Source organism: Faunimonas sp. B44 (genome assembly GCF_052655945.1).
The window spans coordinates 151462-176418 of record NZ_JBQYEX010000001.1 but is presented as its reverse complement, the minus strand read 5'-3'; the positions used below and the strand labels follow the sequence as shown (position 1 = coordinate 176418).

Below are 24957 nucleotides of genomic sequence, written 5' to 3'. Positions count from 1 at the left end.
TCAGCCGAGCGCGTGGTCGAGCGCCATCATGGCGACGACGCCGATCATCAGGCCGGCGGTCGCCTCGCCCTGGCCGCGCTCGCGGTGGGTCTCGGGGATGATCTCGTGGCTGATGACGAAGATCATCGCGCCGGCCGCGAAGGCGAGCCCCCAGGGCAGGAGCATGCCGGACACGGTGACGGCGGTGACGCCGATCACGCCGCCGATCGGCTCGACCAGGCCACTGAGGGCCGAGATGCCGATCGCCTTCCTGCGCGAATAGCCCTGCGCGGCGAGCGCGACGGCGACGGCCATGCCCTCGGCGACGTTCTGCAGGCCGATGCCGATGGCGAGCGTGTTGCCGCGGGCGAAATCGCCGCCGCCATAGCCGACGCCGACGGCGAGCCCCTCCGGGAAGTTGTGCAGCGTGATGGCGAAGACGAAGAGCCAGATGCGCCTGAGGCTTTCGGCGGACGCGCCCTCCGGCCCGGTCAGGAAGTGCTCATGCGGCAGCGTCTCGTTGGCGAGCCAGACGGCGGCGCCGCCGAGGAGGAGACCGAGGCCGACCACGAGGCTCGCCGCCCAGGCGCCGCCGTAATCCTCCCCCGCATGCTCCAGCGCCGGCAGCATCAGGGAGAGGAAGGAGGCGGAGAGCATGATTCCGGCGGCGAAGCCGAGCGCCGCATTGCTGAAGCGCCGCGCCAGCCCCGGGGCAACAAGGAGCGGAACGGCGCCGAGCGCGGTCGCCAAGCCGGCGAGGAGGCTGCCGAGCGAGCCGGCGAGGATCGGGCTCATGGCCGGCGGGCTCGTCGTCGCCGCGGGCGGCGAAGGCTGGCGCGTTGCACCGCCATCCGGGTCAGCCTTCGACCTCTTCGCGCAGCATTTCGAGCCGCAGCCACTCGTCCTCCGCCGCGGCGAGACGCGCCTCAGCCTGCTGGTGGGCGGCGGCCGCCTTGGCGAAGCCGTCCGGGTCGCGGGCGAACAGGCCGGTATCGGCGAGCCGCTCGGCGAGCTTCGCCACCTCGGCCTGCAGCCGCTCCATCTCCTTCGGCAGCGTCTCGAGCGCGTGCTTGTCCTTGAAGGAGAGGCGGCGGCGCTCGGGCGCCGGCGCGGAAGACGCGGCGGCCGCCTTCGCCTGCCGCCCCGCTGCCGGTGGAGCCGCGGCCGCACGCGGCGCGCTGCCCCGCTGCGCAATCATGTCGGAATAGCCGCCGGCGTATTCGGTCCAGCGGCCGCTGCCTTCGGAGACGAGCACCGCGTTCACCGTCCGGTCGAGGAAGTCGCGGTCGTGGCTGACGAGGAGCACGGTGCCGGGATAGTCGGCGAGCATCTCCTGGAGGAGGTCGAGGGTCTCGAGGTCGAGGTCGTTGGTCGGCTCGTCGAGCACGAGGAGGTTCGACGGCGTGGCGAGCGCGCGCGCCAGCATGAGCCGGCCGCGCTCGCCGCCGGACAGCACGGAGACGGGCGTGTTCGCCTGCTCCGGCGAGAACAGGAAGTCCTTCATGTAGCTGACGACGTGCTTCGGCGCGCCGCCGACCATGACGGTGTCGCCGGCGCCGCGCGTCAGCGCCTGCGACAGCGTCCAGGACGGGTCGAGCGCGTCCCGCCGCTGGTCGAGCGTGACCATCTCGAGGTTCGCGCCGAGGCGCACGGTGCCGGCATCGGGCGCGAGCTCGCCGGTCAGGAGCCCGATCAGCGTCGTCTTGCCGGCACCGTTCGGGCCGACGATGCCGATGCGGTCGCCGCGCAGGATGCGGATCGAGAGGCCGTCGACGATCGGGCGGCCGTCATACGCCTTCGACACCCCGTCCGCCTCGATCACCTGCTTGCCAGAGACCGCGCTCTCGGCGACGGTGAAGGTCACGGAGCCGACCTGCCGGCGCGCCTCGCGGCGCGCCTTGCGCATGCCTTCCAGCGCGCGCATGCGGCCCTGGTTGCGCTTGCGCCGCGCCGTCACGCCGTAGCGGACCCAGTCGAGCTCCATCAGGATCTTCTTGTCGAGCCGGGCGCGGTCGCGCTCCTCCTGCTCGAAGACCGTGTCGCGCCAGGCCTCGAAGCCGGCGAAGCCCTCGTCCAGGCGCCGGCTCGTGCCGCGGTCGAGCCAGACCGTCGCCCGCGACAGGCGCTCCAGGAACCGGCGGTCGTGGCTGATGAGGACGAGCGCGGAGCGCGAGGCGGCGAGTTCGCTCTCCAGCCACTCGATGGCCGGCAGGTCGAGATGGTTGGTCGGCTCGTCGAGGAGCAGGATGTCCGGCTCCGGCGCGAGCGCCTGGGCGAGGGCGGCGCGGCGCGCCTCGCCGCCGGAAAGCCGCTGCGGGTCCTCGCTGCCGTCGAGGCCGAGCTGCTCGAGAAGGTACGCGGCGCGGTAGGGATCGTCGCCCGGCGCGAGCCCGGCCTCGGCGACGGCGCGCGTCGTGGCGAAGCCGGAGAGGTCGGGCTCCTGGGGCAGGTATCGGATGGTGGCGCCCTGGCGCACCACGCGCTCGCCCGCATCCGGCTCGACGAGGCCGGCCGCGATCTTCAGGAGCGTCGACTTGCCCGAGCCGTTCCGCCCGACCAGGCAGAGCCGCTCGCCCGGGCCGACGGCGAGCGTGACGTCGGCAAGGAGCGGCGCCCCGCCGAAGGTGAGGCGAATGCCGCGCAGGCTGAGGAGCGGTGGGGCGGAGGCCATCGGCAGGCGCGTGTTGCGGATCGGTCCAGGGGAAAACGCGGGAGCGCCGACGGGCTTCGCCGCGGCGAGCCCTCCTTACGCGATCCCGCGCGACGCCGGAAGCGCCTCACGCAATGGCCACATTCACTAACGTGGTGGTCGCATCCCCAGAGACCTTGATGTAATCTGTAAGTATAGTCGGGGGATATACCAAAACAATCAGAACAGTGGACGGTCGGAGCTGCGACTCGGCTCCGGCGACGCCTTGTCGTGTCCTCCGGCTGACCAAAAGCGGGAGGAAATGATGCACGATTACGTGATGTTGTGGAACTCGATCGCGCTGGAACTGAACAGACGCGACCATACCGGCCGGATGAACGCCATCAACCAGACCGGCCCGACGAGGAGTTCGCGAGCGTTGGCGATGGTTCACATCGCGATGCACGACGCGTTCTTCTCGCTCGTTCCGCCGGCCGGCGGCACCGGAATCGCAGGGCTCGACCGAGGCTTCGGCCCTTACCTGCCGAGCCTGCCCAACAAGGGCGGCGCCACTGCGGCCGACGCGGGCGAGGCGGTGTCTGCAGCCGCGTGCATCGTGCTGTGCGCGCTCTATCCCCATTTCAGGCCGGTCATAGAGGCGGCGCGCGCCAGCCTGTGCATCAACAAGGCTGCGCCCGGCTGGGTCTATGGCTGCCGGGTCGGCAAGGCGGTGCTCGACGACCGCGACGGTGACGGGTCCGACAAGGGCGGAAGCGCGCCGGAACTCAAGCGGTACTGGCGACATCGGGAGGATCCGGGCAATCTCGGACAAGGGCTTCTCGGGGAAAGATGGGGAGAGGTCGCGCGCTTCTCCGTGCCGTCGCTCATGCCCATGGCCCCTCATCCCAACCCCGGAACGGCTGCGTTCGATCGTGACCTCGATCACGTTCGGGTGAAGGGAAGCGCATCCGCCGACCCGGGAACGCCTGCCCCACCAGCGAAATGTCCAGTCCCACAGCGCACGCCCGACGAGACCATCCAGGCGCTGTACTGGGCATATGACGGCGCCAGCCAGATCGGCACGCCGCCGCGTCTCTACAACCAGATCGTGAGGCAGATTCTGAAGCAGCGCGACATCAGCCCTCTCGACAAGAAGCTGGCGGCAAGCGCGCGGCTCTTCGCGCTGATCAACGTGGCCATGGCCGACGCCGGTATCGCGGCCTGGTGGTACAAGTACCACTTTCAGCTCTGGCGGCCGATCCTCGGCATCAGGGAGTACGATCCGAGCTTCTGGATGATCGGCGGCTCGCCCACCCAAACCGTCGGTCCGCGGTGCGATCCGTTCTGGAAGCCGCTCGGCTCGCCGCGCACCAATGAAATCGGTCGGCCGAGCTTCACGCCGCCCTTCCCGGCCTATCCGTCCGGCCACGCCACCTTCGCCGCGGCGGCGTTCGAGATGGTGAGGCTCTTCTTCGAGGTCACCCCGGAACAGGCGGACACGATCGCCTTCGACTTCGTTTCGGACGAGCTCGACGGGCGCAACATCGATCCGGACGGCTCCGTGCGCAGCCGGCACGTCCGCCATTATCCCAACCTGCTCTCGGCGATGTTCGAGAATTCCGTGAGCCGCGTCTTCCTGGGCGTCCACTGGCGCTTCGACGGGGTTGGACCCGACGTCGAAACGCCGGCGCACATCCTGACCGACACCAGCGACCTCGGCGGCGTGCCGCTCGGCCGGAAGATCGCCCAGGCGATCTACGACGGCGGCATGACGCATGCGGGGCTGGCGTGGGACGATCTGGAGGTACTCGAAACCGCCGAGGTCGAGATGGAGGATTGCTGCGCGTGCAAGGAGGCGCTGGAGCCAAGCACCGGGGATGCTGGCCCCTGACCTTCCGTGCCACGCAGAGACAGACGAGCCCCGCCGTGGCGGGGCTCGTCGGATCGTCAGTGCCGGGCGGCGCCTGCGACGCCCGGATCGGGTCAGACCACCTCGACCTTGAGGTCGCCGACGCCCTCGACATGGCCTTCGAGCACGTCGCCCTTCTTGGTCGAGCCGACGCCGGCCGGGGTGCCGGTCATGATGATGTCGCCGGGGGCGAGGCGGAACAGGCCGGACAGGTAGGCGATCGTCTCGGGAACCTTCCAGATCAGCTGGTTGAGGTCGCCCTTCTGCTTCAGCTCGCCGTTGACCTTGAGCCAGATCGCGCCTTCGGCCGGATGGCCGATCGCGGCGGCCGGGACGATCTCGCTCGACGGCGCGGATTCCTCGAACGCCTTCCCGACCTCCCAGGGGCGGCCCATCTTCTTGGCCTCGCCCTGCAGGTCGCGGCGGGTCATGTCGAGCGCGACGCCGTAGCCGTAGACGTGGTCGAGCGCCTGCTCGACCGGGATGTTCTCGCCGCCCTTGCCGATCGCGACGATCAGCTCGATCTCGTAATGGACGTCCTTGGTCATCGCCGGATAGGGAAACTTGCCGTCCAGCACGATGTTGTCCGGGTTCTTCTGGAAGAAGAACGGCGGCTCCTTGTCCGGGTCGTGACCCATTTCGATGGCGTGCTCGGCATAGTTCCGCCCAACGCAGTAGACCCGGCGGACCGGGAAGAGCTCGCTCGAACCGCGGATCGGCAAGGCGACGGTCGGCGGCGGGGTAAAGACGTACGACATGGACTTCCTTTCTAGAGAGGTCAGGAACGGCTCGCGGCGTAATAGTCGACGCGACGCTCCAGCCAGGCGAGGCCTTCCGCGATGACGAACGCGAAGGCGAAGAGGACGAGCAGGGCGGCCCAGAACTGCTCCATCAGGAAGCGCGAGCCGTAGAGCTTGAAGAGCGCCCCGAAGCCGACGATCGAGACGAGGATCTGGCCGATGATGACGCCCTTCACGGCGCGGATCATGCCGAGCCGGATGCCGGCCAGGATCTCCGGCAGCGCGGCCCAGACGTAGATCTCGCGGAACGCCTGCCAGCGGCTCGCGCCGAAGCTCTTGGCCATCTCGACGAGCGAGGGCGAGATGGCGTGGACGCCGGCGCGGGCGTCGAGCACGATGATCCAGATCGCGAAGAGCACGACCGTCAGGATGATGGTGGTCTGGCCGAGGCCGAACAGCACCATGATGACCGGCACGAGCGCGGTGAGCGGCGCCGAGAGGAAGAGGTTCACCCAGGGCAGGAGGAGCCGGTCGGCGATCACCGAGCGGCCCATCAGGATGCCGAGCGGCACGCCGACGACGATCGCGATGACGTTGCCGATGACGAAGGCCTCGGCCGTCACCCAGAGCGCCGACATGAAGGACGCCGTCGGCACGATCTCGACCAGCTTGACAAGGATCGCGGAGAGCGGCGGCAGGAGAATCGTCAGCTTCAGCTGGCCGACGATCTCCCACAGGATGGCCCAGAGGATGAGCGAGGTCATCATGGGCACGCGGTAGCCGTGGATCAGCATGGCCTCAGTCCAGGTAATGCTTCAGGCTCTGCCAGATCCCGTCGACCGTATCGAGATAGGCAGGCTGGCGGCGGATCGCGTCGGGATCGGCGCCGCGCTCGATGGCCGGCTCGATGATCTCGGAGACGCGGCTCGGGCGGCGGGCGAGCAGCACGATCCGGTCGGAGACGTAGACCGCCTCCTCGATCGAATGCGTGACGAAGATGAAGGTCTTCTTCTCGCTGGCGACGAGCTCGAGCAGGTCCTCCTGGAACTTGCGCCGGGTCTGCTCGTCGACGGCCGAGAACGGCTCGTCCATCAGGAGCACGTCGGCGTTGACCGAGAGCGCGCGGGCGAGGCCGACGCGCTGGCGCATGCCGCCGGAAAGCTCGTGCGGGAACTTCTCCTCGAAGCCGGCGAGCCCGACCTGGCGGATGTAGCGCCGCGCGACGTCCTCGCGCTCGGAGCGGGCGACGCCGCGCAGCTCGAGCCCGAAGGCGACGTTGCGGATGACGGTGGCCCAGGGCATCAGCGCGAAGTCCTGGAACACGAAGGCGCGTTCCGGCCCCGGCCCGGTGACGGTGCGCCCGTTAATCAGCACCTCGCCGGAGGTGAGCGGGAGGAGGCCGGCGATAATCTTCAGCAGCGTGGTCTTGCCGCAGCCCGAGGGCCCGAGCAGCGAGGTGAGCTTGCCGCGCGGGAAGTCGATGCTGATGTTGTCGAGGGCGTGGACGCCGCCGGGATAGATCTTGGTGACGCCGCGCACCTCGACGACCGAATCGGTCGCCGGCTCGGGTGCGCGCGCCACGGCTGCACTGCTCGTTGCCATCGTCATCTCGCTCGCTTCTCGGGCCGGAACATGGTCACCTCGATCCGCTCCAGGAGCTCGATGAAGAGCACCGAGAAGACCATGATCGAGAGGATCGCGGCGTACATCTTGGGATAGTCCGCAATGGACCGGTTGTAGGTGATGAGGTCGCCGACGCCGGTCGGCGTGATGAGGAGCTCGGCGAGCACCGCACCGATGAAGCCGGCGGCGGCGCCGAGGCGCAGGCCGGCGAAGATGACCGGGCTCGCGGCCGGCAGGATGACCCGCATGATCACCTGCCGCCTGGAGGCGAGGAAGGACCGTCCCATCTCCACCAGCGAGGCCGGCGTGTGGCGCACGGCGCTGTAGGAATTCAGCACGATCACCGGCATCGCCATGATGCACACGACGAGGACCTTGGAGGTCAGCCCGATGCCGTAGGCGAACACGATGAGCGGGATGAGCGCGGCGAGCGGCGCCGCCTGCATGATGATGAAGATCGGCGAGGCGAACCATTCCGCCTTGTCGTTCAGCCCCATCGCGACGCCGATCGCGACGCCGAGCGCGCCGGAGATGGCCAGCCCGATCAGCAGCGGCTGCAGCGTCACGGCGAAGGCGCGCCCCATCGACCCGTCGGCGATCATCTCCCAGAGCGCGCCCATCGTCTCGGAGAAGCCGGGGAAGGCCGGGCTGATCGGGATGCGGGCGGCCCACTCCCAGGCAATGCAGAAGACGAGCGCGGACAGGACCCGCAGCACCATAGGGTGCACGAGGAAATCGCGCGCGGCGTTCGCCTTGCGGTCGGTGAGAGCCTTGCCCGGGCGCGTGCCGGGCAAGGCGAAGAGACGCGAGGCGCGGATGCCGCTCGGGACGGCTTCCGCGTTCGCGTGCGTTCTCTGATCAGTTACCAAGCTTCTGTCTCGCGTTCTCGAGCGGGCGCATGTCCCAGAAGTCCTCGACCTTCAGGCTCGCGGGATCGCCCTCGAGCTGGCCGGCCTGGACGTAGAAGTCGAAGTCGGTCCTCGCTGCCTCGGCGCCGCCGCCGTTCGGGTCGAAGAGGCCTTCCTTCACGCCCTCGGTGTAGTAGGCCGGAACCTCCTCGATCACTTCCTTCGGCTGGTCGGCGAGGAGGTTGCGTGCCTCGCGCTCGCGCTCGACGACGCTCGGGTCCTCGTTCATCTCGCGCCACAGCTTCAGGAGCTCCTCGACCAGGATGTTCGCCTGCTCGGGGTTCTCGTCGAGCCACTTCTGGCTGGCGAACACGACCTCGTCGCTGGCGCGCTCCTCCGGCGTCGGCAGGACGTGGAAGCGGTCGCCGGCCTGCTGCATCAGGATGTTCTTGTTGGAGAGGTCGAGGATGGTCGCCTTGATCGTGCCGTTCATCAGCGCGATCACGCGGTTGCCGGAGCCCGGGACGTAGGAGCGGTCGCCGAACGTGATGCCCTCGCGGGCGGCGATGATGTTGCCGATCGCCTCCGTGCCGCTGCCGCGGCCGTGGAAGGTGAAGGGCTGGCCGTCGAGGTCCTTCCAGGTCTGGTACTCGTTCGCGACGACCGGGTAGAAGACGAGCGTCGAAAGCTGGAAGATGACCCGCAGCGGCACCTTGGTGCGCTGGATCACGGCGTAGGGCGTGCCGATGCCGATGTCCATCTGGCCGCTGATGATCGACTGGATCGCGAGCTCCTCCTCGGAGAAAGAGGTCAGCTCGTAGTCGAGGCCCCGCTCCTTGGCGCGCTCGAGCGCGATCTGGAAGGCGAGCGTCTCTTCGGACACGACGTCGCCGAGCGCCACGCGCACCTTCTGCTGCGCGAGCGCGGCCGATCCGCCGAACAGGCTGGTCGCCACCAACAGCCCGGCCGCGAGGCGGCTCGCACCTTTCAGACTTCTGAGCATGTAATCCTCCCTCGGCCGGCTTGCCTGCGACGCTGCCTCGCGCCTGTTGCCTGACCAATGGATCATTGGTTAAGCTATGTCTGTCGATTGATCAAGCGAGCGGTAGTATGGTCCGACTGGCCGAGGAGGTTGCCGACGAGGAGTGGAGCGAGGGGGAAGCCCCCGACGCCACCCCGCATATCGGCGAGGGTCACGCCGCGCTGACGCAGCTGCGCGCCTATCTGGCCCAGCGCGAGCTCGCGCCCAACACCCGCCTGCCGCCGGAGCGCGAACTCTGCGAGATCCTCGGCGTCTCGCGCGGCGAGCTGCGGAAGGCGCTCGCCATCCTGGAGGAGCACGGCGACGTCTGGCGCCATGTCGGCAAGGGCACCTTCACGGGCGCGCGCCCGGTCGAGGAGCGCTTCTCCATCGGCGAGATCTCGAGCCAGACCAACCCCGCCGACGTCATGCGGGCGCGGCTGCTCATCGAGCCGGAGCTGGCGCGCGAGGCGGCGCTCCACGCCACCGCCGACGACATCGCGACGCTCAAGACCTGCATCGCCGGCAGCCGTCGCTCGGAGACGTGGCGGCAGTACGAGAACTGGGACAACCGCTTCCACCGCGCCATAGCGGCCGCGACGCACAACGCGCTGCTGCTCTCGCTGTTCGACACGCTGAACGGGGTCCGCCGCGCCGTCGTCTGGGGGCGCCTGCGTCACGACGTCCAGAAGCCGCCGACGGACCATCACAGCTTCGCCGACCACGAGGCGGTGATCGCGGCGATCGAGGAGCGCGACATGAACGCGGCGGCCGCGCACATGCGGCGGCACCTCCAGCACGTCCAGGCCAAGCTGCTCGACCACGCGCGGCAGGCGGCCGAATAGCACCCGGGCGCGCCAGGGGACAGACGGCGTCTGCTCAGCGCTAGGCGGCCGTGCGGGCCGGCGCGAGCGCATCGCCGGTCCGGCCCGGCGTCGCCGGCTTCGCGGCCAGGCACTCGAGCTCCGCCAGATTGCCGAGCACCTCTTCGGCCGCGAACACCAGGGCCTGCATGGCCCTAACCTCGTCCGGCTCCCGGCCGAGCCCGTTCCGATGCACGCCGCCGGCCTTCTCGATCGGGCGCAGGCGGCGCGCGAGATCTCGCCGGTCCGGCGCCGGCGCCCGGCCCTCCAGGTGCGCGATCATTTTCTCGAGGTAGCGGCAGGACGATTCCTGCATGGCGGCGAGCGGGGCGCGCACCGCCTCGCGGTCGGCCGGATGCATCCTCGGCAGCTGGTGGGTCACGACGCGATCGAGCAGGACGAGGCCGTGCCACAGGCGCTCCACCGCGGTGAGCGCGTGGGAAATGCCGCATCCGCTCCGCAGATGCCTGTGCAGCCGGCTCTCGGTGGCGCGTGCCCGCTCGAGATGCGCCAGGAAGCGGGCGTGTGACGGGTTCCGGTCGTTCTCCGCCTCCGACGTCAGGACGCCGATGGTGGTGCTCAGGAGTTCGCGGCAATCCGACAGCGCCCGGCAGATGAGCCGCTGCGCACGGTCGCGCCCGATTTCGGGGAGGACGACGAGCGCGACGAGCAGGCCGCTTCCCGCGCCGATCAGGATCGCGACGGCGCGCTCGATCGCGACAGGCAAGTCCGGGCTCGGTTCGAGCGCGATGATCGCGGCGGCGACCGCCCCGTAGTTCAGATCGGGCCGTGCGGCGGCGATCGCGTTCGTCAGGGCCGTGACTGCAACGAGCCGGAGGAGCACGTCGTCGGCGCCGCCGATGAGATAGACCGACGCAAGGCCGACGAGCGTGCCGATCACCGTGCCGGCGATGCGCCCCATCGCAACGCGCAACGTGCTGTCGGAACTCAGCTGGATCGTGAACAGGGCCGAGATGATCGCCCATGACAGGTGCGGCAGGTCCATCGCCGTCATTGCGCCGAATGCCAGCGCGGTCGCGCCGACGCTCTGAACCGCGACCCGAAGGACGTCGCGCGCCGATCCCTGGACGAACCCGCGGAATGGCGCCGTTACGGCGGCTAAGCTCATGATTTTCCAAATCGTTTTTCGAACACACAGAAGGTCCGAACGCGCCCCTCAGCGTTCGGTTTCACCATTTCCGCGCTCGGCCGCGCTTCACCTCTTCGCCCGATTGGCCGATAGAGCGGCCATGCGATCCAGATTTGCCGCCCTCTCCGCCAGCCTGATCCTCGCCGCGCTCGGCGCCACGATGGCCATTGCCCAGGCGCCACCGCCCGGCGCACCGGCGCCGAGCCGGACTGCGGAAGGCGCGCCCATCCCCGCCGATGCCGCGGCGGCGCTCGTCAGGGTCCTGGAAGACCCGGAGGCGCGCGATGCGCTGATCGCGTTGCTGCGGCAGGACCCCGACCTCGCGGGTGCCGCGGCGACGGCGCCCGAAGCCGCCCAGCCGGAGGCCGGCTCGCTCGCCCAGCGCGTCGGCGTGTACACGAAGGAGGCGGCGGAGACCGCCTCGGAGTTCGTCGTCCAGGTCGTCCGCTCGCTGTCCGGCCTGAGCGGGCTGATGTCGGATGCGGGCGGAGCGGGGCTGCAGCGCCTCGGCGAGGCGCTGCTGCGGCTCGCGATGGTGGCGGGAGCGACGATCGGAGCCCTCTTCCTCCTGCGCTGGAGCGCCCGGCCGTTCTACCGCTCGCTCGACAGGCGGGCGGCACGGAGCGGGCTCGTCGGGCGCGCCATCACGATCGTGGTCGCCCTCCTCGTCGACGCCGCGACGGTCCTCCTCGCCTGGGGCGGCGGCTACGCCTTCGCGCTGCTGGCGGTCGGCGACGTCGGGCAGATGCGGCTCCAGAGCGCGTATTTCCTGAACGCCTTCCTGTTCGTGGAGGCGATCAAGGTCGGCCTGCGCCTCCTGCTCGCGCCGCGCCACGCGCATCTCCGCGTCCTGCCGTTCTCCGATCTTTCGGCGAACTACTGGCATTTCTGGGCTGCGCGCCTGGTCGGCTTCGCCGGCTACGGCATCCTGTTCTTCGTGCCGCTCGTGAACACGACGGTCTCGGTCTTCGTCGGCAGGGGGCTGCGGGTCCTGGTCGTGCTGACGGCGGCGCTGATGGCGGTCGTCGTCATCCTGCAGAACAAGAGCTCCGTCGCCCGCTCCATAAAGGAGTACGGCGCGGGCCTGTCCGGGCTGTCCGCCCGACGCGGCTTCTACGTCCTCGGCAGCCTGTGGCACATCCTGGCGATCCTGTACGTGGCGGCGCTCTTCGTGATCGCGGTGTCGCGGCCGGGGCGCGCGCTCGAGTTCATGCTGGGCGCCACGGTGCAGTCCCTCCTCATCGTCGCGGCGGGCATGGTGGTCATCGCCGTGATCAGCCGCGCCGTCACCGGCGGCATGCGGCTTCCCGAGGACATCCGCGCGCGGCTGCCGCTTCTCGAGGTGCAGCTCAACCGCTTCGTCCCGACGATCCTCAAGGTGGTCCGCACCACCGTCCTCGTCGCCGTGGTGCTCGGCATCCTGCAGGCCTGGGAGCTCGTCGACGTGGCGGGCTGGATGGAAACCGATTCCGGCGCGCGCTTCATCGCCGGCCTGTTCGGCGCGATCCTCACCATCCTCGTCGCCCTCGGCATCTGGCTCGTCGTGTCGTCCTGGATCGACTACCGGCTCAACCCGTCCTTCGGGACGGTGCCGACGGCGCGCGAGCGCACGCTGCTGGCGCTCTTCCGCAATGCGGCCCTCATCACCGTCGTGGTCGCGGGGCTGATGATGGCCCTCTCAGAGCTCGGCGTGAACATCGGCCCGCTTTTGGCCGGCGCCGGCGTCGTCGGCCTCGCCATCGGCTTCGGCGCGCAGAAGCTCGTCCAGGACATCATCACCGGCGTCTTCATCCAGTTCGAGAACGCCATCAACGAGGGCGACGTGGTGACCGTCGGCGGCATCACCGGCACCGTGGAGCGCCTGACGATCCGCTCCGTCGGGCTCAGGAGCGTCGACGGCATCTACCACATCGTCCCGTTCTCCTCGGTCGATGCGGTCTCCAACTTCATGCGCGGCTTCTCCTACCACGTCGCCGATATCGGGGTCGCCTATCGGGAGGACGTGAAGGAGGTGAAGCGGCTGATGGAGGTCGCCTTCGAGCGACTGAAGGAGGAGCAGGGCGTCAACCTGATCGGCCCGATGGAGATGTTCGGCGTGCAGGAGCTCGGCGATTCCGCCGTGATCGTGAGAAGCCGCCTGAAGACGCTTCCCGGCAAGCAATGGGCCGTGGGCCGCGCCTACAACGAGCGCGTGAAGGAGGTCTTCGACGAGGGCGGGGTCGAGATCCCGTACCCGCATCTGACCCTCTACATGGGCGAGGACAAAGCGGGGAACGCGCCGCCGCTGCGGATCCGCCGGGACCGCGATCCGGCGACTGGCTCCGCCCCACGGCCGGACGCCGACGCCGCGGCGGGCGGAGTGACCCTGGCGAGCGCCGCGCCCGACCCGGCCTGATCCGGCCTGATCCGGCCTGCACCCTGCGCCGTACCGCACGGCACCTGCCTGAAACGAAAGAGCCCGCGGCGCTGGCCGCGGGCTCCGGTCTTCAATGCTGCAGAGGGACTTACTCGTCGCCCTGCTTGTCGCGCTGCTTCAGGGCCGCGCCGAGGATGTCGCCGAGCGAGGCGCCGGAATCGGTCGAGCCGTACTGGGCGACCGCCTCCTTCTCCTCGGCGATCTCCAGCGCCTTGATGGAGAGCGTGATCTTCCGGTTCTTCTTGTCGACGTTGGTGACGCGGGCGTCGACCTTCTCGCCGGCGGCGAACCGCTCCGGCCGCTGCTCCGAACGCTCGCGCGAGAGCTCGGCACGGCGGATGAAGGCGGAGAGGTCGCTGTCGGCGATCTTCACCTCGAGACCGGAATCCTTCACCTCGAGGACCTCGCAGGTGACGATCGAGCCCTTGCGGACGCCGGCCACGGCGTCGGCGAAGCGATCGCCGCCGACCTGCTTCACGCCGAGCGAGATGCGCTCCTTCTCGACGTCGACGTCGAGCACCACGGCCTCGACCATGTCGCCCTTGCGGTAGTCCTCCATCGCCTCCTCGCCGGCGCGATCCCAGTCGAGGTCGGAGAGATGGACCATGCCGTCGACATCGCCCTCCAGGCCGAGGAACAGGCCGAACTCGGTCTTGTTCTTGACCTCGCCCTCGACGGTGGAGCCGACCGGATGCTTCTCGGCGAACTCCTCCCACGGATTGCGCATGGTCTGCTTGAGGCCGAGCGAGATCCGGCGCTTCTGCGCATCGACGTCGAGCACGACGACCTCGACCTCCTGGGAGGTGGAGACGATCTTGCCCGGATGGACGTTCTTCTTCGTCCAGCTCATCTCGGAGACGTGGATGAGGCCCTCGATGCCCGGCTCCAGCTCCACGAACGCACCGTAATCGGTGATGTTCGTGACGCGGCCGGTGAACTTCGCCCCGAGCGGATAGCGCTGGTCGATGCCGTCCCAGGGATCGGCCTCGAGCTGCTTCATGCCGAGGGAGATGCGGTAGGTCTCCGGGTTGATCCGGATGATCTGCACGCGCACCGTCTCGCCGATGTTCAGGATCTCGGAAGGATGGTTCACGCGTCTCCACGCCATGTCGGTGACGTGCAGCAGGCCGTCGATGCCGCCGAGATCCACGAAGGCGCCGTATTCGGTGATGTTCTTCACCACGCCGTCGACGATCTGGCCCTCGTTCAGGCGCTGGACGAGCTCGGAGCGCTGCTCGGCGAGCGTGTCCTCGAGCACGGAGCGCCGCGACACGACGATGTTGCCGCGCCGCTTGTCCATCTTCAGGATGCGGAACGGCTGCGGCGTCTGCATCAGCGGGCCGACGTCGCGGACCGGGCGGACGTCGACCTGGCTGCGCGGCAGGAACGCCACGGCGCCGTCGAGGTCGACGGTGAAGCCGCCCTTGACCTGGTTGAAGATGTGGCCGGTGACCGTGTCGTTCTTCTCGAAGCTCTCCTCGAGCCGGACCCAGCTCTCCTCGCGCCGCGCCTTCTCGCGCGACAGCATGGCCTCGCCGAGCGCGTTCTCGACCCGCTCCAGATAAACCTCGACCTCGTCGCCCGGCTTCAGGGCGCCGTCCTTGCCCCTGACGCCGAATTCCTTCAGCGGGACGCGGCCCTCGACCTTCAGGCCCACATCGATGACGGCCAGGTCCTTCTCGATCGCCACCACGCGGCCCTTGACCACGGTGCCTTCGGCGATGTCGTTGGCGAGAAGCGATTCCTGCAGCAGGGCTGCGAAATCTTCCCGGCTCGGCTGTTGTAACTGCATTCAGACTCCTGATCGCCCGGACCGCGTCCGGGCACACACCGGCTGCTCGTGTTGCATCAGCCGCCCAGGCCTTCCCGCTTGAAACGAAGCGGGCCGGTGCTTCTCGAGGGCCTTGGGCGGCGCTCTCTCGCTCGGCGGAAGATGGGGACGGGCGCTTCAAGCACCAATGGGGGCACACCCGAAAAGGTGCGCCCTAGCGGCGGCTCTTCCGAACCCGCTCCACATGTTCCACAGCCGCGCGAAACGCGGTTTCTATATCCAAGTCGGTGGTGTCGAGCAAGTAGGCGTCCGGGGCCGGCCGCAGCGGCGAATCGGCCCGCGACATGTCGCGGGCGTCGCGGCGGCGGAGATCGTCGAGCACCTCCGCCTCGTCCGCACCCGGATCGAACTGCCTGAGCTCCAGCGTGCGGCGGCGCGCGCGCGCCTCGGGCTCGGCCGTGACGAAGATCTTGGCGTCGGCGTCCGGGCAGACCACGGTGCCGATGTCGCGGCCGTCGAGCACCGCCCCCGGCTCCGCTTCGGCGAAGGCGCGCTGCATGGAGACGAGGACGGCCCGAAGGCGCGGCATGACGGCCACGCGCGACGCCGCCTCGCCGATGCCCGGCCGCGTGAGGCGGCCCTTGTCGAGCCGGTCGAAGCCGAGGGTCCGCGCCACCCCGACCGCCTGGTCCTCGTCGTCGAGGCCGGCCCCTGCGGCGAGGAGCGCGTCGGCGACGGCTCGGTAGGTGAGGCCGGTGTCGAGGTGCCTCAGCCCGAAATGCGTCGCCAGGCGCCGCGCCAGCGTGCCCTTGCCGCTCGCCGCCGGGCCGTCGATGGCGATGACGAGGCGGCCGCTCATGCCGTCCCTGCCGCGGCGCGCTTCGCCCCCTCCGCGTCCTCCCGGAACGCCGCCCCGAGCCCGGTCATCAGGCTCAGGAAGTCCGGGAAGCTGGTGGCGATCATGGCGGTATCGTCGACGGCGACCGGCTCGCGGGCGGCGAGCCCCATGACGAGGAAGCTCATGGCGATGCGGTGGTCGAGATGGGTCGGAACGGTGCCGCCGCCGCGCACGACGCCGCCGTCCACCTCGAGGCTCGCCGGCCCCTCCTCGCAGACGACGCCGTTGGCGGCGAGGCCGCGGGCGACGGCGGCGAGGCGGTCGGACTCCTTCACCCGCAGCTCCTCCAGCCCGCGCATCACCGTCCGCCCTTCCGCGAAGGCGGCCGCGACCGCGAGGACGGGGTACTCGTCGATCATGGAGGGCGCGCGCTCCGGCGGAACCTCGATGCCGCGCAGCCGCGAGGCGCGTGCCCGGACGTCGCCGACGGCCTCGCCGCCCGACATCCGCTCGTTCCCGACGACCAGGTCGGCGCCCATCTCGCGCAGCGTGGTGAGCAGGCCGGTACGGGCCGGATTGAGGAGGACGTTGCGAACGGTCACGTCGGAGCCCCCGACGAGGAGCGCGGCGACCAGCAGGAACGCTGCCGAGCTCGGATCGCCCGGCACCGTTATGCGCTGCGCCCTGAGGTCCGGCAGGCCCTTCAGCCTGATGACCCGCTCGCCGCCGGCGCCCGCCTCGATCTCGATCTCGGCGCCGAAGCCGGCCAGCATCTTCTCGGTGTGGTCGCGCGTCGGCACCGGCTCGATCACCGTGGTGATCCCCTCGATGTTCGCGCCGGCGAGCAGCACCGCGGACTTCACCTGCGCGGACGGCACCGGCACGCGATAGGCGATCGGCGCCATCGCCTCGGCCCCGCGCAGCGTGAGCGGCAGCCGGTCGCCGGATCGGGCGATGACGTCGGCTCCCATGTCGCGGAGCGGCTGGAGCACGCGCCCCATCGGCCGGCGCGACAGCGAGGCGTCGCCGACGAAGGTGGTGGCGAAGGGATGCGCCGCGGCGATGCCCATCGCGAGGCGCGCGCCGGTCCCGGCATTGCCGAAATCGAGCGCGCCCTCCGGCTCGAGCAGCCCGCCCGCGCCGAGCCCGGCGACGCGCCAGAAGCCGTCGGCGCCGCGCTCCACGGTCGCGCCGAAGGCCCGCATGGCGGCGCCGGTCGCGAGCACGTCGTCGGATTCGAGCAGGCCCGCGATCTCGGTCGTGCCGATTGCGAGCGCGCCCAGCATCAGCGCCCTGTGCGAGATCGACTTGTCGCCCGGAACGGACACTTCGCCGCGCAGCGGCCCGCCCGGCAGCGCCGCCAGCGGTTTGGACGGCGGGTGGTTCATGCGCCCTCAATCATGGCCGTGCCGATCGCACCTCGGTCATTTTCGGAAGGGCGGTTCCGTATCATAGGGCAGTCCGGAGGTCACGACGGCCGCGCGGAAAAGAGGTTTGACACCTGCACCGGCCGTGGTTAGGGGAACCCCCGATTTTCCACACCCATCGAGGCTTGCGAGTGGCCAAACCGGAACTCGGAACGAAGCGGGCCTGCCCCGGCTGCGGCTCCAGATATTACGACCTCAACCGCGACCCGATCGTGTGCCCGACCTGCGGCACGGTCTACGAGCTGACCGCGCGCGAGAAGGCCTCGCCGGCCAAGGCTGCGGACGAGGACGCGGAGAGCGAAACCGAAGAGGACGAGGACGCCGAGAGCGACGTCGAGATCGTGCCGCTCGAGGAGGCCGAGGACGATACGGACGACGATGCCGGAGCGGAGGATGACGGCGTGCCGCCCCTCCCCGACGCCGACATCGACATCGACGAGGACATCGAGGAAGGCGAGGACGCGGCGTTCCTCGAGGACGACGAGGAAGGCGGCGACGACGACGTTTCCGGCCTTCTCGAGGTCGACGGGGACGACGACGAGGAGAGGTGATCGAGGCGGCGCGACGGGACTTGCAATTCCCGCCCGCCACACATAGGTTCCGCGCGCTTCGCCGGAAGGCGGCGCAGGAAGCTGGGGCCATAGCTCAGTTGGGAGAGCGCGTGAATGGCATTCACGAGGTCGGCGGTTCGATCCCGCCTGGCTCCACCACTTCCCGCAACGGCGCCCTAGGCGCCGTTTGTCTTTGACCGGCCGCGCCGCGCGGCGCTCCCCGCTGCGCCGGCGATCCACCTCCCCAAGTTCGGCACGAACCGGCTCCGCCGGGGATGCCCGGCCGCCTCAGGCCGTTTTCTCGGTGCTCGCCTCCACCGTCGCGTGAAGGTGCCCGACCAGGGCGTCGTCGAGCTTGAGGCGGGCGGCGAGCATGGCGAGGTAGCCGCGCTCGGCCGCGTTGTCGACGTCGATCGCGAGGAGCGACGCGGTGTAGATCTCCGCGGCTTCCTCTGGCGTCGCGGCGCCGCCCGCCACGGCGTCGACGTCGAGGGGCGCGCGCAGCTCGTCCATCACGAAGGCCTTGTCGTCGGCGTCGAGGTCGAGCGCGTCCATCTTCGCGAAGATGCCGGCCTGCTCGGTGGCGTCGATATGCCCGTCGGCCTTCGCGGCCGCGATCATGGCCCGCAGCAGCCGGCGCCCGAGCTTCTGCTGGTCGGCTTCGGCGGCCGGGTTGAACGGCGTGCCGCTTGGCGGGGGCGGCAGCGCCTCGACGCCGCCGGTGGCCGAGGTGCCGGGCCGCTGGCCGGCCTGCCAGTCCTGGTAGGCGCGGTAGGCGAGCGCCCCGATGAGCGCCATGCCGCCGACCCGGAGCGCCGACCCGCCGAGCTTCCGGCCCCGCTTCGATCCGAGCAGGATGCCCGCGAGGCCGCCGGCCAATGCGCCGCCGCCGAGGCCGCCGCCCGATCCGCCGAGGCCGCCGCCGCCCAAGCCGCCGCCGAGCGTGCGCCGGGCGAGGTCGCCGAGCTGGCCGAGATCGAACTCCCCGCTCCGGCCCCCGCCCTGCGGCAGAGCCGATCCGCCGCCGAGGAACTGGTCCAGCAATCGCTTGGTGTCGAGCATTCAGGTCTCCATCGTGGTCCGGCTGGACGTAGGCAGGGAAATCGCGGGAACAAGCGTTCCGTTCCGGCCGCGGACGCCGGAGGAAGGGGACGCGGACCAAGGTCGTGCCCGGTGAGGCTCGCCCGGATTCGGCAGGCCCGGCGCCGGCGCGGAGGGTGCGGGAAGAAATTCCTGTGCGCATCGCCGCAGGCGGGGAACCGCAGCGGGCGAAGAAGGTTGTGCACGCATGTCCGGATTAAGAGGCTTGAAGATCCTCGCCACCGAGGACGAGGTTCTCGTCGCCATGTCGCTCGCCGACACGCTCGAGGAGTTCGGCTGCACCGTGCTCGGTCCGTTCGGCACGCTCGCCGATGCGGAGGACTTCGCGGAGGACGCGCTCGACGGGGCCGTGCTCGACATCAACCTGCGCGGCACGATGGTCTACCCGCTCGCCGAGCGCCTGCTCGACCGCGGCGTGCCCGTCCTGTTCTGCAGCGGTTACATCAATGCCGGCCCGCTGCCGGAGCCGTTCGCCGATTGCGTCTGCATCACCAAGCCCTATACGACGGAGATGCTGCGCCGGGCGATGGAGCGGAGCTTCGGCGGCTTCGCCGGCGCGGGCTCGGGCACGGAATCCGACGAGCACGCCGCGGCGTGAGCCGCGCTCTCCCGCCGCCCCAAGCCGGAGGCGACATGACCCTCGAGTTCCGCCTCCTCGCCGACACGCGCTGCCGGCTGGCCGAAAGCCCGGTCTACGACGCGCGCACCGACACGCTGTTCTTCGTCGACATCCTGGGCTGCCGGCTGCACGCGTTCGGGCTCGCCGACGGCCGCGCCGGGCAGTGGAGCTTCGACCGGGAGGTCGGCTGCGTCGGCCTCACCCGAAGCCGGCGGCTGGTGCTGGGCCTGCGCGACCGGGTCGTGCTGTTCGACGCGGAAACCGGGGAGCAGGAGCTCGTCGCCGAGGTCGGCCTCGACCCGGCCGCCGCGCGCCTCAACGACGGCAAGGTCGGCCCCGACGGCGCGCTCTGGGCGGCGGCGATGGACGACCGCGCCGACAAGGGGCCGACGGCCTCGCTCTACCGCATCGAGCCGGACGGCACGTGCCGCGCCGTGCTGGGCGGGCTGACCATCGGCAACGGCATCGCCTGGTCGGCCGACGGCCGGACCATGTACCTTGCGGATTCGCGCGGGCCCTGGATCGACGCCTTCGACTTCGACGCTGCCGGCGGCGCGCTCTCCGGCCGCCGCCGGTTCGCCACCCTCGACGATGCGGCAGGGCGCCCCGACGGCGGCGCGACGGACGTGGAGGGCTGCTACTGGAGCGCCGGCGTCTCGGCCGGGGTGCTCAACCGGTTCGCGCCGGACGGCCGGCTGATCGAGCGCCACGAACTGCCGATCCCGGCGCCGACCATGCCGTGCTTCGGCGGCCCCGACCATCGGACGATCTTCGTCACCAGCCTGCGCGAGGGCCGGCCGGCGGAGGCGCTCGCCCGCGCCCCGGCCTCGGGCGGCGTGCTGGCCGCGGAGGCGGGCGTCGCCGGCGTGCCGCCCTGGCGCTTCGGGCGCGGCTGACTCAGTTCTTCAGCACGACGCAGCTGCCGCCGGCGGCCCGGAGACGGTCGCAGACGGCCTCCGCCCGCTCCCGGCTCGGCGCGCCGATCCGGACCTGGTAGAGCGGCCGCGCCCCGCGGCTGCGGTTGCGCGACGAGATCACCAGCGGCGCGGCGTCGCCGAGCACCGCCGGGAAACGCTTCTTGACGGAAGCGAATTGCGACAGCGCCTGCGCCCGCGAGAAATGGCCGGCGACCTGCACGCCCCAGGGCGCCCAGGGCGCCTGCGCGACGGCAGGCGGAATCCGCCCCACGGCGAGACTGGCGGCGAGCGTGACGCATTCGGCCGGGTCATCCTTCCTGTCCTGCGCCGCCTCGGCTTCGGTGCCGGCCTCGCCGTCGGGCAGCCATTGCTCGGGCGCCTGCCCGGTGATCGCGGCGACGTAGTCGCGCGTCTCCCAGGGCAGGCCGCCAATGCCGGCGATCCAGTCCTCGACGCGCCGCGACCCCGCATTGTAGGCCGCGGCGGCAAGGCCGAGATTGCCGAACCGGGTGCTCAGGTCGCGCAGGAAGGCGGCGGAGGCCGGGATCGCCTGCGCCGGGTCGAAGGGGTCCTCCAGCCCGCGCTCGAGCGCCGTGCCGGGCATGAACTGCGCGATCCCCTGGGCGCCCTTGGGGCTGACGGCGTCGCTGCGGAACGCGCTTTCCTTCCAGATCAGCCGCGTGAAGAACCCGATCGGAAGGCCGGCCGCGGCCGCCGCCGTCTCGATCAGCCGGCAGACGGTTTCGACGGCGCTTTCCGCCTCCCGCTCCGCACTTTCGGCAGCATCGGCCGCCGGGGGCGAGGCGGGCGGAGCGGCCGGCACGGGCGCGGCCACGGCAGCGGAGAGGAGGGTCGCCGCCGCCAGGACCGAAAGGATGAGACGCATACGCATCATGTCGTGCACTATGGAACAGCCCGGCGCGCAACAACACGCGCCATGACGCCCTTGCGGCGCCCCGACGGAAGCCGCTAGTACGGCTCCGGTTCCCTCGCAGCGGAGAGCACCGTGCCGATACTCATCATCCTGCTGCTCGCGATCCTGATCGCGCAGATCGGCTTCTGGAACACGCTCACCGCGATTCTCGGCGGCATTGCGATGGTCATCCTGCTGATCGGGGTGGCGATCGCGCTGGTGCTTGCCGTCGGCTACCTGCTCAAGCGGCGCCTTTTCGGCGAAAGGCCGTTCCGGGACTGAGCGGACGGCAAGGCGGCAAGGCCGCGCTGCAGTCTCGATCAGGGATTCTTAATCTGCCGCAGGGGAAATGGTGCCGGGCATCTCGCCCGTCGCGAGCAGCTGCGCATGCAGGCCGAGGCCGATCACGAAGGGGAGGAGAGCGCGGGCATGCGGTCCTGGCCGCGTGCCGCGGAGCGCACTGCTGCGCTCTGGGCGGCCTGCATCGCGGCCGCCGGCCTCCTGGTGTTCATAACCGTCGGCACCTCGTCCGGGCTGGCCGGGGTCGCGGCCGGGGTCGCCCTCGGGGTGGCCATCTGCGGGACAGCCCTGGCTTGCTTCGACGGCGGACGGGGGAACCTGGCGCTCGCCGCGACCACGGAGCGGGCGCGGCGGATCGCGAAGGGCGAGGTCGAGCCGACGCATCTGCGCGGGCGCGCGCCGGCGCCGCTTGCGGAACTCGACGACGCACTCGACGGGATCGAGGATGCGATGCGCGAGCGCGAGCTCACCATGGCGCTCATATCGCGTGCCACCGGCGATGCGGTCTGGGACTGGAACCGCAACACGCAGCGGATCGCCTGGCGCGGCGCCTCCGACGCGCTCGGCACCGAGCAGGACGAATTCGAAACCGCGGCGTCCTGGTGGATGGACCGCATCCACCCCGACGAGCGCGAGGCGGTTCTGGCGAGCGTCGAGGACGCGATCGCGCGCGGCGCGGAACGCTGGTCGCGCGCGTACCGGCTACGGCACGAGGACGGCTCCTACCGCCCGTTCTGGGACCGGGGCTTCATCGTGCGAAACGGCAAGGGCGAAGCCGTCCGCATGATCGGCTGCGCGACCGACATGTCGGCGCAGCGCGCCGCCGAGCAGCGGCTCGTCGCAAGCGAGCGCCGGTACCGCTCGCTCGTCTCCGCGACGACCAGCATCGTCTGGACGGCGGACAGGAACGGGAAGGCGGTCGACCCCGTGCCGTCCTGGGAAGCCTATACCGGCCAGAGCTTCGAGGAGACGCAACAGGACGGGTGGATCCAGGCGATCCATCCGGACGACCGGGCGGCCATGTCGGCGGCCTGGAAAACGGCGCTTGCCGGCTCCGACGCCTTCCAGGTCGACTGCCGGGTGCGCAGCCGCGACCGAACCTATCGCTGGTTCTCGGTCCGCGGCGCGCCCGTTCCCGCCGAGGACGGCTCGATCGCGGAGTGGATCGGCACCTACACGGACATCCAGGAGCGCCTGAATGCCCAGCAGGAGATCGCCGCGCGATCGCGCGATCTCGCGGAGCGCGTGAAGGAACTGCGCTGCCTTCATGCCATCGCGGTCGCCTGCAACCGCGAGGACGTGAACCTGGAGGAGATCCTCGGCTGGATCGCACTGGTCCTGCCATCCGCCATGTGGCGCCCCGAAGACGCCGTCTGCCGGATCGCGCAGGACGGGGCGGACTATACCAGCCCGTCCTACGCGAGCCCGCGCGCCTGCATCTCGGCGGACATCGAGGTTGCCGGCGAAGCGGTCGGCCGGATCGAGGTCGGGTACCTCGCCGACGGGGACGGCGAGGCCGTTTTCCTCAATGAAGAGCGGGACCTGCTCCACACGGTGGCGAGCCTGATCGGTCAGACGATCGCGCGCCGGCGCGACCGCGAGACGCTCCGCCAACAGAGCCGCGAGCTGGCGCGGCGGCAGACGCTCTTCGAGCAGATGGAGCAACTCGCCAATGTCGGCGGCTGGGAGATCGACCTTTCGACCGGCGAGCTGATCTGGACCGACCAGACCTACAAGATCACCGAGTTGCCGCGCCACCAGAAGCCGACGATTGCCTGGCAGTCGAGCCGGTATGAAGGCGACGCCGCGGCGTTCCACCGGCGCAAGCTGCAGGAGATCATCGACACGAACGGCTCCTACGACCTCGAGCTGCCCTACGTCACCGTCACCGGAAAGCGGCGCTGGCTGCGCACGATCGGGCAGGTGGAGACCGTGGAGGGCGGAGCGCGCCGGGTGTTCGGGGCGGTCACCGACGTCACCGAAGCCAAGGCGGCCCAGGGGCGGATGTGGGATCTCGCCAACCGCGACTCGCTGACCGGCCTGCCGAACCGCCGGCTCTTCCACGAGAGCCTCGAATCGGCGGTGTCAGACTGCGGAATGCATGGCCGGGTCGGGCTGCTCCTGATCGACCTGGACGATTTCAAGGACGTCAACGACACGCTCGGCCACGACGCGGGCGACGCGCTCCTGCGCGCGGTCGCGGCGCGGCTGCAGGGTCTGGTCGGCGCATCCGGCACCGTCGCGCGGCTCGGCGGCGACGAATTCGCGGTCGTCCTGCCGCGCCTCGATGAGGAATCCGCGGCGCTTTCGCTCGCCGAACGGCTGATCGACGCCATCCGCCGGCCGATCGACTATCGCGGCGAGGCGATCGCAAGCCGCGCGACGGCCGGCGTCTCGCTCTTTCCGGAGCAAGCCGCATCGGCGGCCGAACTCCTCAAGAATGCCGACGTCGCGCTCTATTCGGGCAAGCGCGGGCGGCGCTCCGGCGCCGTCCTGTTCCGGCCCGAGATGCGGCACGCCATGGAGGAGAAGGTCGCCGTCTGCGCGAGCGTCCGCCGGAGCCTCGAGACCGGGAACATCATCCCCTATTACCAGCCGAAGATCTGCCTCCGGACCAACCGGGTGACGGGCCTGGAGGCGCTCCTCCGGCGCCGGCATCCGGAGCTCGGCATCCAGGCGCCCGGCGCCATCGCGCCCGCGTTCGAGAATGCGGAGATCGCCGCGCAGCTCGGGGAGCGGATGCTCGAGGCGAGCCTGCGCGACATGGTCGCGTGGCGCGAGCAGGGCATCGAGTTCGGCCATGTCGCGCTCAACCTGGCGGAGGCGGAATTCCGGCGGCCGGATCTGGTGGAGCGGCTGCTCGGGCGGATCGAGGCGGCCGGGCTCGCCCCGTCGCTCCTCGGCATCGAAGTTACCGAGACCGTGCTCCTCGGCCGCGAGGGCGACACCGTCGACGCCAAGCTCCAGCTCCTCCACGAGGCGGGCCTCAAGATCGCGCTCGACGATTTCGGGACCGGCTATGCCTCGCTCACCCACCTGAAGCAGTTCCCCGTCGACGTCCTGAAGATCGACCGCTCGTTCATCGAGAGCATCGAGGAGGACGAGGCGAGCCGGGCCATCGCGCTCGCCGTCATCGCGCTCGGACACAGCCTCGGCATGGAGGTGGTGGCGGAGGGCGTGGAGACCTCGGGCCAGGCCGGAATCCTGTCGGCGGCCGGCTGCGACGTCGGGCAGGGCTATCATTACGCGCGCCCGATGCCGGCGCCGCAGGTCGCGCGCTTCGTGCGGGCCTTCGGCGAGCGGGCGGCAGGCGAGGAAGGGCGGCGCCGCGCCCGCGCGTGA

General features: G+C 70.3%; 21 protein-coding genes and 1 tRNA gene. 9 read left to right on the top strand and 13 right to left on the bottom strand.

Going from position 1 to position 24957, the window contains the following annotated elements; translation table 11 throughout:
* Positions 1-774, bottom strand: a complete 774-nt coding sequence (locus ACUN0C_RS00840) for a ZIP family metal transporter (RefSeq protein WP_445464420.1) — start codon at positions 772-774, stop codon at positions 1-3.
* Positions 775-835: 61 nt separating this feature from the next.
* Entirely contained in the window at positions 836-2650 is a 1815-nt protein-coding gene (locus ACUN0C_RS00835; RefSeq protein WP_445464419.1) for an ABC-F family ATP-binding cassette domain-containing protein, read from the bottom strand.
* A gap of 280 nt (positions 2651-2930) precedes the next feature.
* On the opposite strand from ACUN0C_RS00835, the gene ACUN0C_RS00830 reads away from it, so the two are divergent.
* Positions 2931-4499 (top strand): phosphatase PAP2 family protein, encoded by a 1569-nt coding sequence (locus tag ACUN0C_RS00830; RefSeq protein ID WP_445464418.1) that lies wholly within the window; start codon positions 2931-2933, stop codon positions 4497-4499.
* A 92-nt stretch (positions 4500-4591) separates the two neighbouring features.
* Here the strand turns inward: ACUN0C_RS00830 and ACUN0C_RS00825 are convergent, their stop codons facing one another.
* The 5 genes from ACUN0C_RS00825 to ACUN0C_RS00805 are packed head-to-tail and all read right to left on the bottom strand — an operon-like array spanning position 4592 to position 8731.
* A complete protein-coding gene (locus ACUN0C_RS00825; protein ID WP_445464417.1) occupies positions 4592-5275 on the bottom strand; it encodes a fumarylacetoacetate hydrolase family protein in 684 nt (227 codons plus the stop codon).
* 20 nt (positions 5276-5295) lie between these two features.
* Positions 5296-6051 carry an ABC transporter permease gene (locus tag ACUN0C_RS00820; RefSeq protein WP_445464416.1) on the bottom strand — a complete coding sequence of 252 codons (756 nt, stop codon included), beginning with the start codon at positions 6049-6051 and terminating at the stop codon, positions 5296-5298.
* Positions 6052-6055: 4 nt separating this feature from the next.
* Positions 6056-6859, bottom strand: coding sequence for an ABC transporter ATP-binding protein (locus tag ACUN0C_RS00815; protein WP_445464415.1), 804 nt, complete (start codon positions 6857-6859; stop codon positions 6056-6058).
* Between the two features lie 2 nt (positions 6860-6861).
* Positions 6862-7749 carry an ABC transporter permease gene (locus ACUN0C_RS00810; protein WP_445464414.1) on the bottom strand — a complete coding sequence of 296 codons (888 nt, stop codon included), beginning with the start codon at positions 7747-7749 and terminating at the stop codon, positions 6862-6864.
* A complete protein-coding gene (locus tag ACUN0C_RS00805; RefSeq protein ID WP_445464413.1) occupies positions 7739-8731 on the bottom strand; it encodes an ABC transporter substrate-binding protein in 993 nt (330 codons plus the stop codon). The genes ACUN0C_RS00810 and ACUN0C_RS00805 overlap by 11 nt, the downstream gene beginning before the upstream one ends.
* 107 nt (positions 8732-8838) lie before the next feature.
* Here ACUN0C_RS00805 and ACUN0C_RS00800 point away from each other — a divergent pair, with 107 nt between their 5' ends.
* The gene (locus ACUN0C_RS00800; protein ID WP_445464412.1) at positions 8839-9594 is read left to right on the top strand and encodes a FadR/GntR family transcriptional regulator; all 756 of its coding nucleotides are present in this window, start codon (positions 8839-8841) and stop codon (positions 9592-9594) included.
* A 40-nt stretch (positions 9595-9634) separates the two neighbouring features.
* Here the strand turns inward: ACUN0C_RS00800 and ACUN0C_RS00795 are convergent, their stop codons facing one another.
* The gene (locus ACUN0C_RS00795; protein WP_445464411.1) at positions 9635-10741 is read right to left on the bottom strand and encodes an FUSC family protein; all 1107 of its coding nucleotides are present in this window, start codon (positions 10739-10741) and stop codon (positions 9635-9637) included.
* Between the two features lie 121 nt (positions 10742-10862).
* Between ACUN0C_RS00795 and ACUN0C_RS00790 the strand changes: the two genes are divergently transcribed.
* Positions 10863-13157, top strand: coding sequence for a mechanosensitive ion channel domain-containing protein (locus tag ACUN0C_RS00790; RefSeq protein WP_445464410.1), 2295 nt, complete (start codon positions 10863-10865; stop codon positions 13155-13157).
* Between the two features lie 109 nt (positions 13158-13266).
* On the opposite strand, the gene rpsA is transcribed toward ACUN0C_RS00790, so the two are convergent.
* From rpsA to aroA, 3 genes are all read right to left on the bottom strand, one after another.
* Positions 13267-14970 carry a 30S ribosomal protein S1 gene (rpsA, locus tag ACUN0C_RS00785; RefSeq protein WP_445464409.1) on the bottom strand — a complete coding sequence of 568 codons (1704 nt, stop codon included), beginning with the start codon at positions 14968-14970 and terminating at the stop codon, positions 13267-13269.
* 193 nt (positions 14971-15163) lie between these two features.
* The gene (locus tag ACUN0C_RS00780; protein ID WP_445464408.1) at positions 15164-15808 is read right to left on the bottom strand and encodes a (d)CMP kinase; all 645 of its coding nucleotides are present in this window, start codon (positions 15806-15808) and stop codon (positions 15164-15166) included.
* Positions 15805-17175, bottom strand: a complete 1371-nt coding sequence (gene aroA / locus ACUN0C_RS00775; protein WP_445464407.1) for a 3-phosphoshikimate 1-carboxyvinyltransferase — start codon at positions 17173-17175, stop codon at positions 15805-15807. The genes ACUN0C_RS00780 and aroA overlap by 4 nt, the downstream gene beginning before the upstream one ends.
* Positions 17176-17345: 170 nt before the next feature.
* On the opposite strand from aroA, the gene ACUN0C_RS00770 reads away from it, so the two are divergent.
* Together ACUN0C_RS00770 and ACUN0C_RS00765 are read left to right on the top strand one after the other, a co-directional pair.
* Entirely contained in the window at positions 17346-17765 is a 420-nt protein-coding gene (locus tag ACUN0C_RS00770) for a TIGR02300 family protein (RefSeq protein WP_445464406.1), read from the top strand.
* Positions 17766-17848: 83 nt separating this feature from the next.
* A tRNA-Ala gene (locus ACUN0C_RS00765) sits at positions 17849-17924 on the top strand.
* 129 nt (positions 17925-18053) lie between these two features.
* Here ACUN0C_RS00765 and ACUN0C_RS00760 read toward each other — a convergent pair.
* Entirely contained in the window at positions 18054-18827 is a 774-nt protein-coding gene (locus tag ACUN0C_RS00760) for a tellurite resistance TerB family protein (RefSeq protein WP_445464405.1), read from the bottom strand.
* A 244-nt stretch (positions 18828-19071) separates the two neighbouring features.
* Between ACUN0C_RS00760 and ACUN0C_RS00755 the strand changes: the two genes are divergently transcribed.
* Positions 19072-19464, top strand: a complete 393-nt coding sequence (locus ACUN0C_RS00755) for a response regulator (RefSeq protein ID WP_445464404.1) — start codon at positions 19072-19074, stop codon at positions 19462-19464.
* Positions 19465-19499: 35 nt separating this feature from the next.
* Positions 19500-20381 (top strand): SMP-30/gluconolactonase/LRE family protein, encoded by an 882-nt coding sequence (locus tag ACUN0C_RS00750; protein WP_445464403.1) that lies wholly within the window; start codon positions 19500-19502, stop codon positions 20379-20381.
* Position 20382: 1 nt separating this feature from the next.
* On the opposite strand, the gene ACUN0C_RS00745 is transcribed toward ACUN0C_RS00750, so the two are convergent.
* Positions 20383-21297 carry a lytic transglycosylase domain-containing protein gene (locus tag ACUN0C_RS00745; RefSeq protein WP_445464402.1) on the bottom strand — a complete coding sequence of 305 codons (915 nt, stop codon included), beginning with the start codon at positions 21295-21297 and terminating at the stop codon, positions 20383-20385.
* A 111-nt stretch (positions 21298-21408) separates the two neighbouring features.
* Here ACUN0C_RS00745 and ACUN0C_RS00740 point away from each other — a divergent pair, with 111 nt between their 5' ends.
* Together ACUN0C_RS00740 and ACUN0C_RS00735 are read left to right on the top strand one after the other, a co-directional pair.
* Positions 21409-21597, top strand: a complete 189-nt coding sequence (locus ACUN0C_RS00740) for a hypothetical protein (RefSeq protein WP_445464401.1) — start codon at positions 21409-21411, stop codon at positions 21595-21597.
* A 147-nt stretch (positions 21598-21744) separates the two neighbouring features.
* A complete protein-coding gene (locus tag ACUN0C_RS00735) occupies positions 21745-24957 on the top strand; it encodes a sensor domain-containing protein (RefSeq protein WP_445464400.1) in 3213 nt (1070 codons plus the stop codon).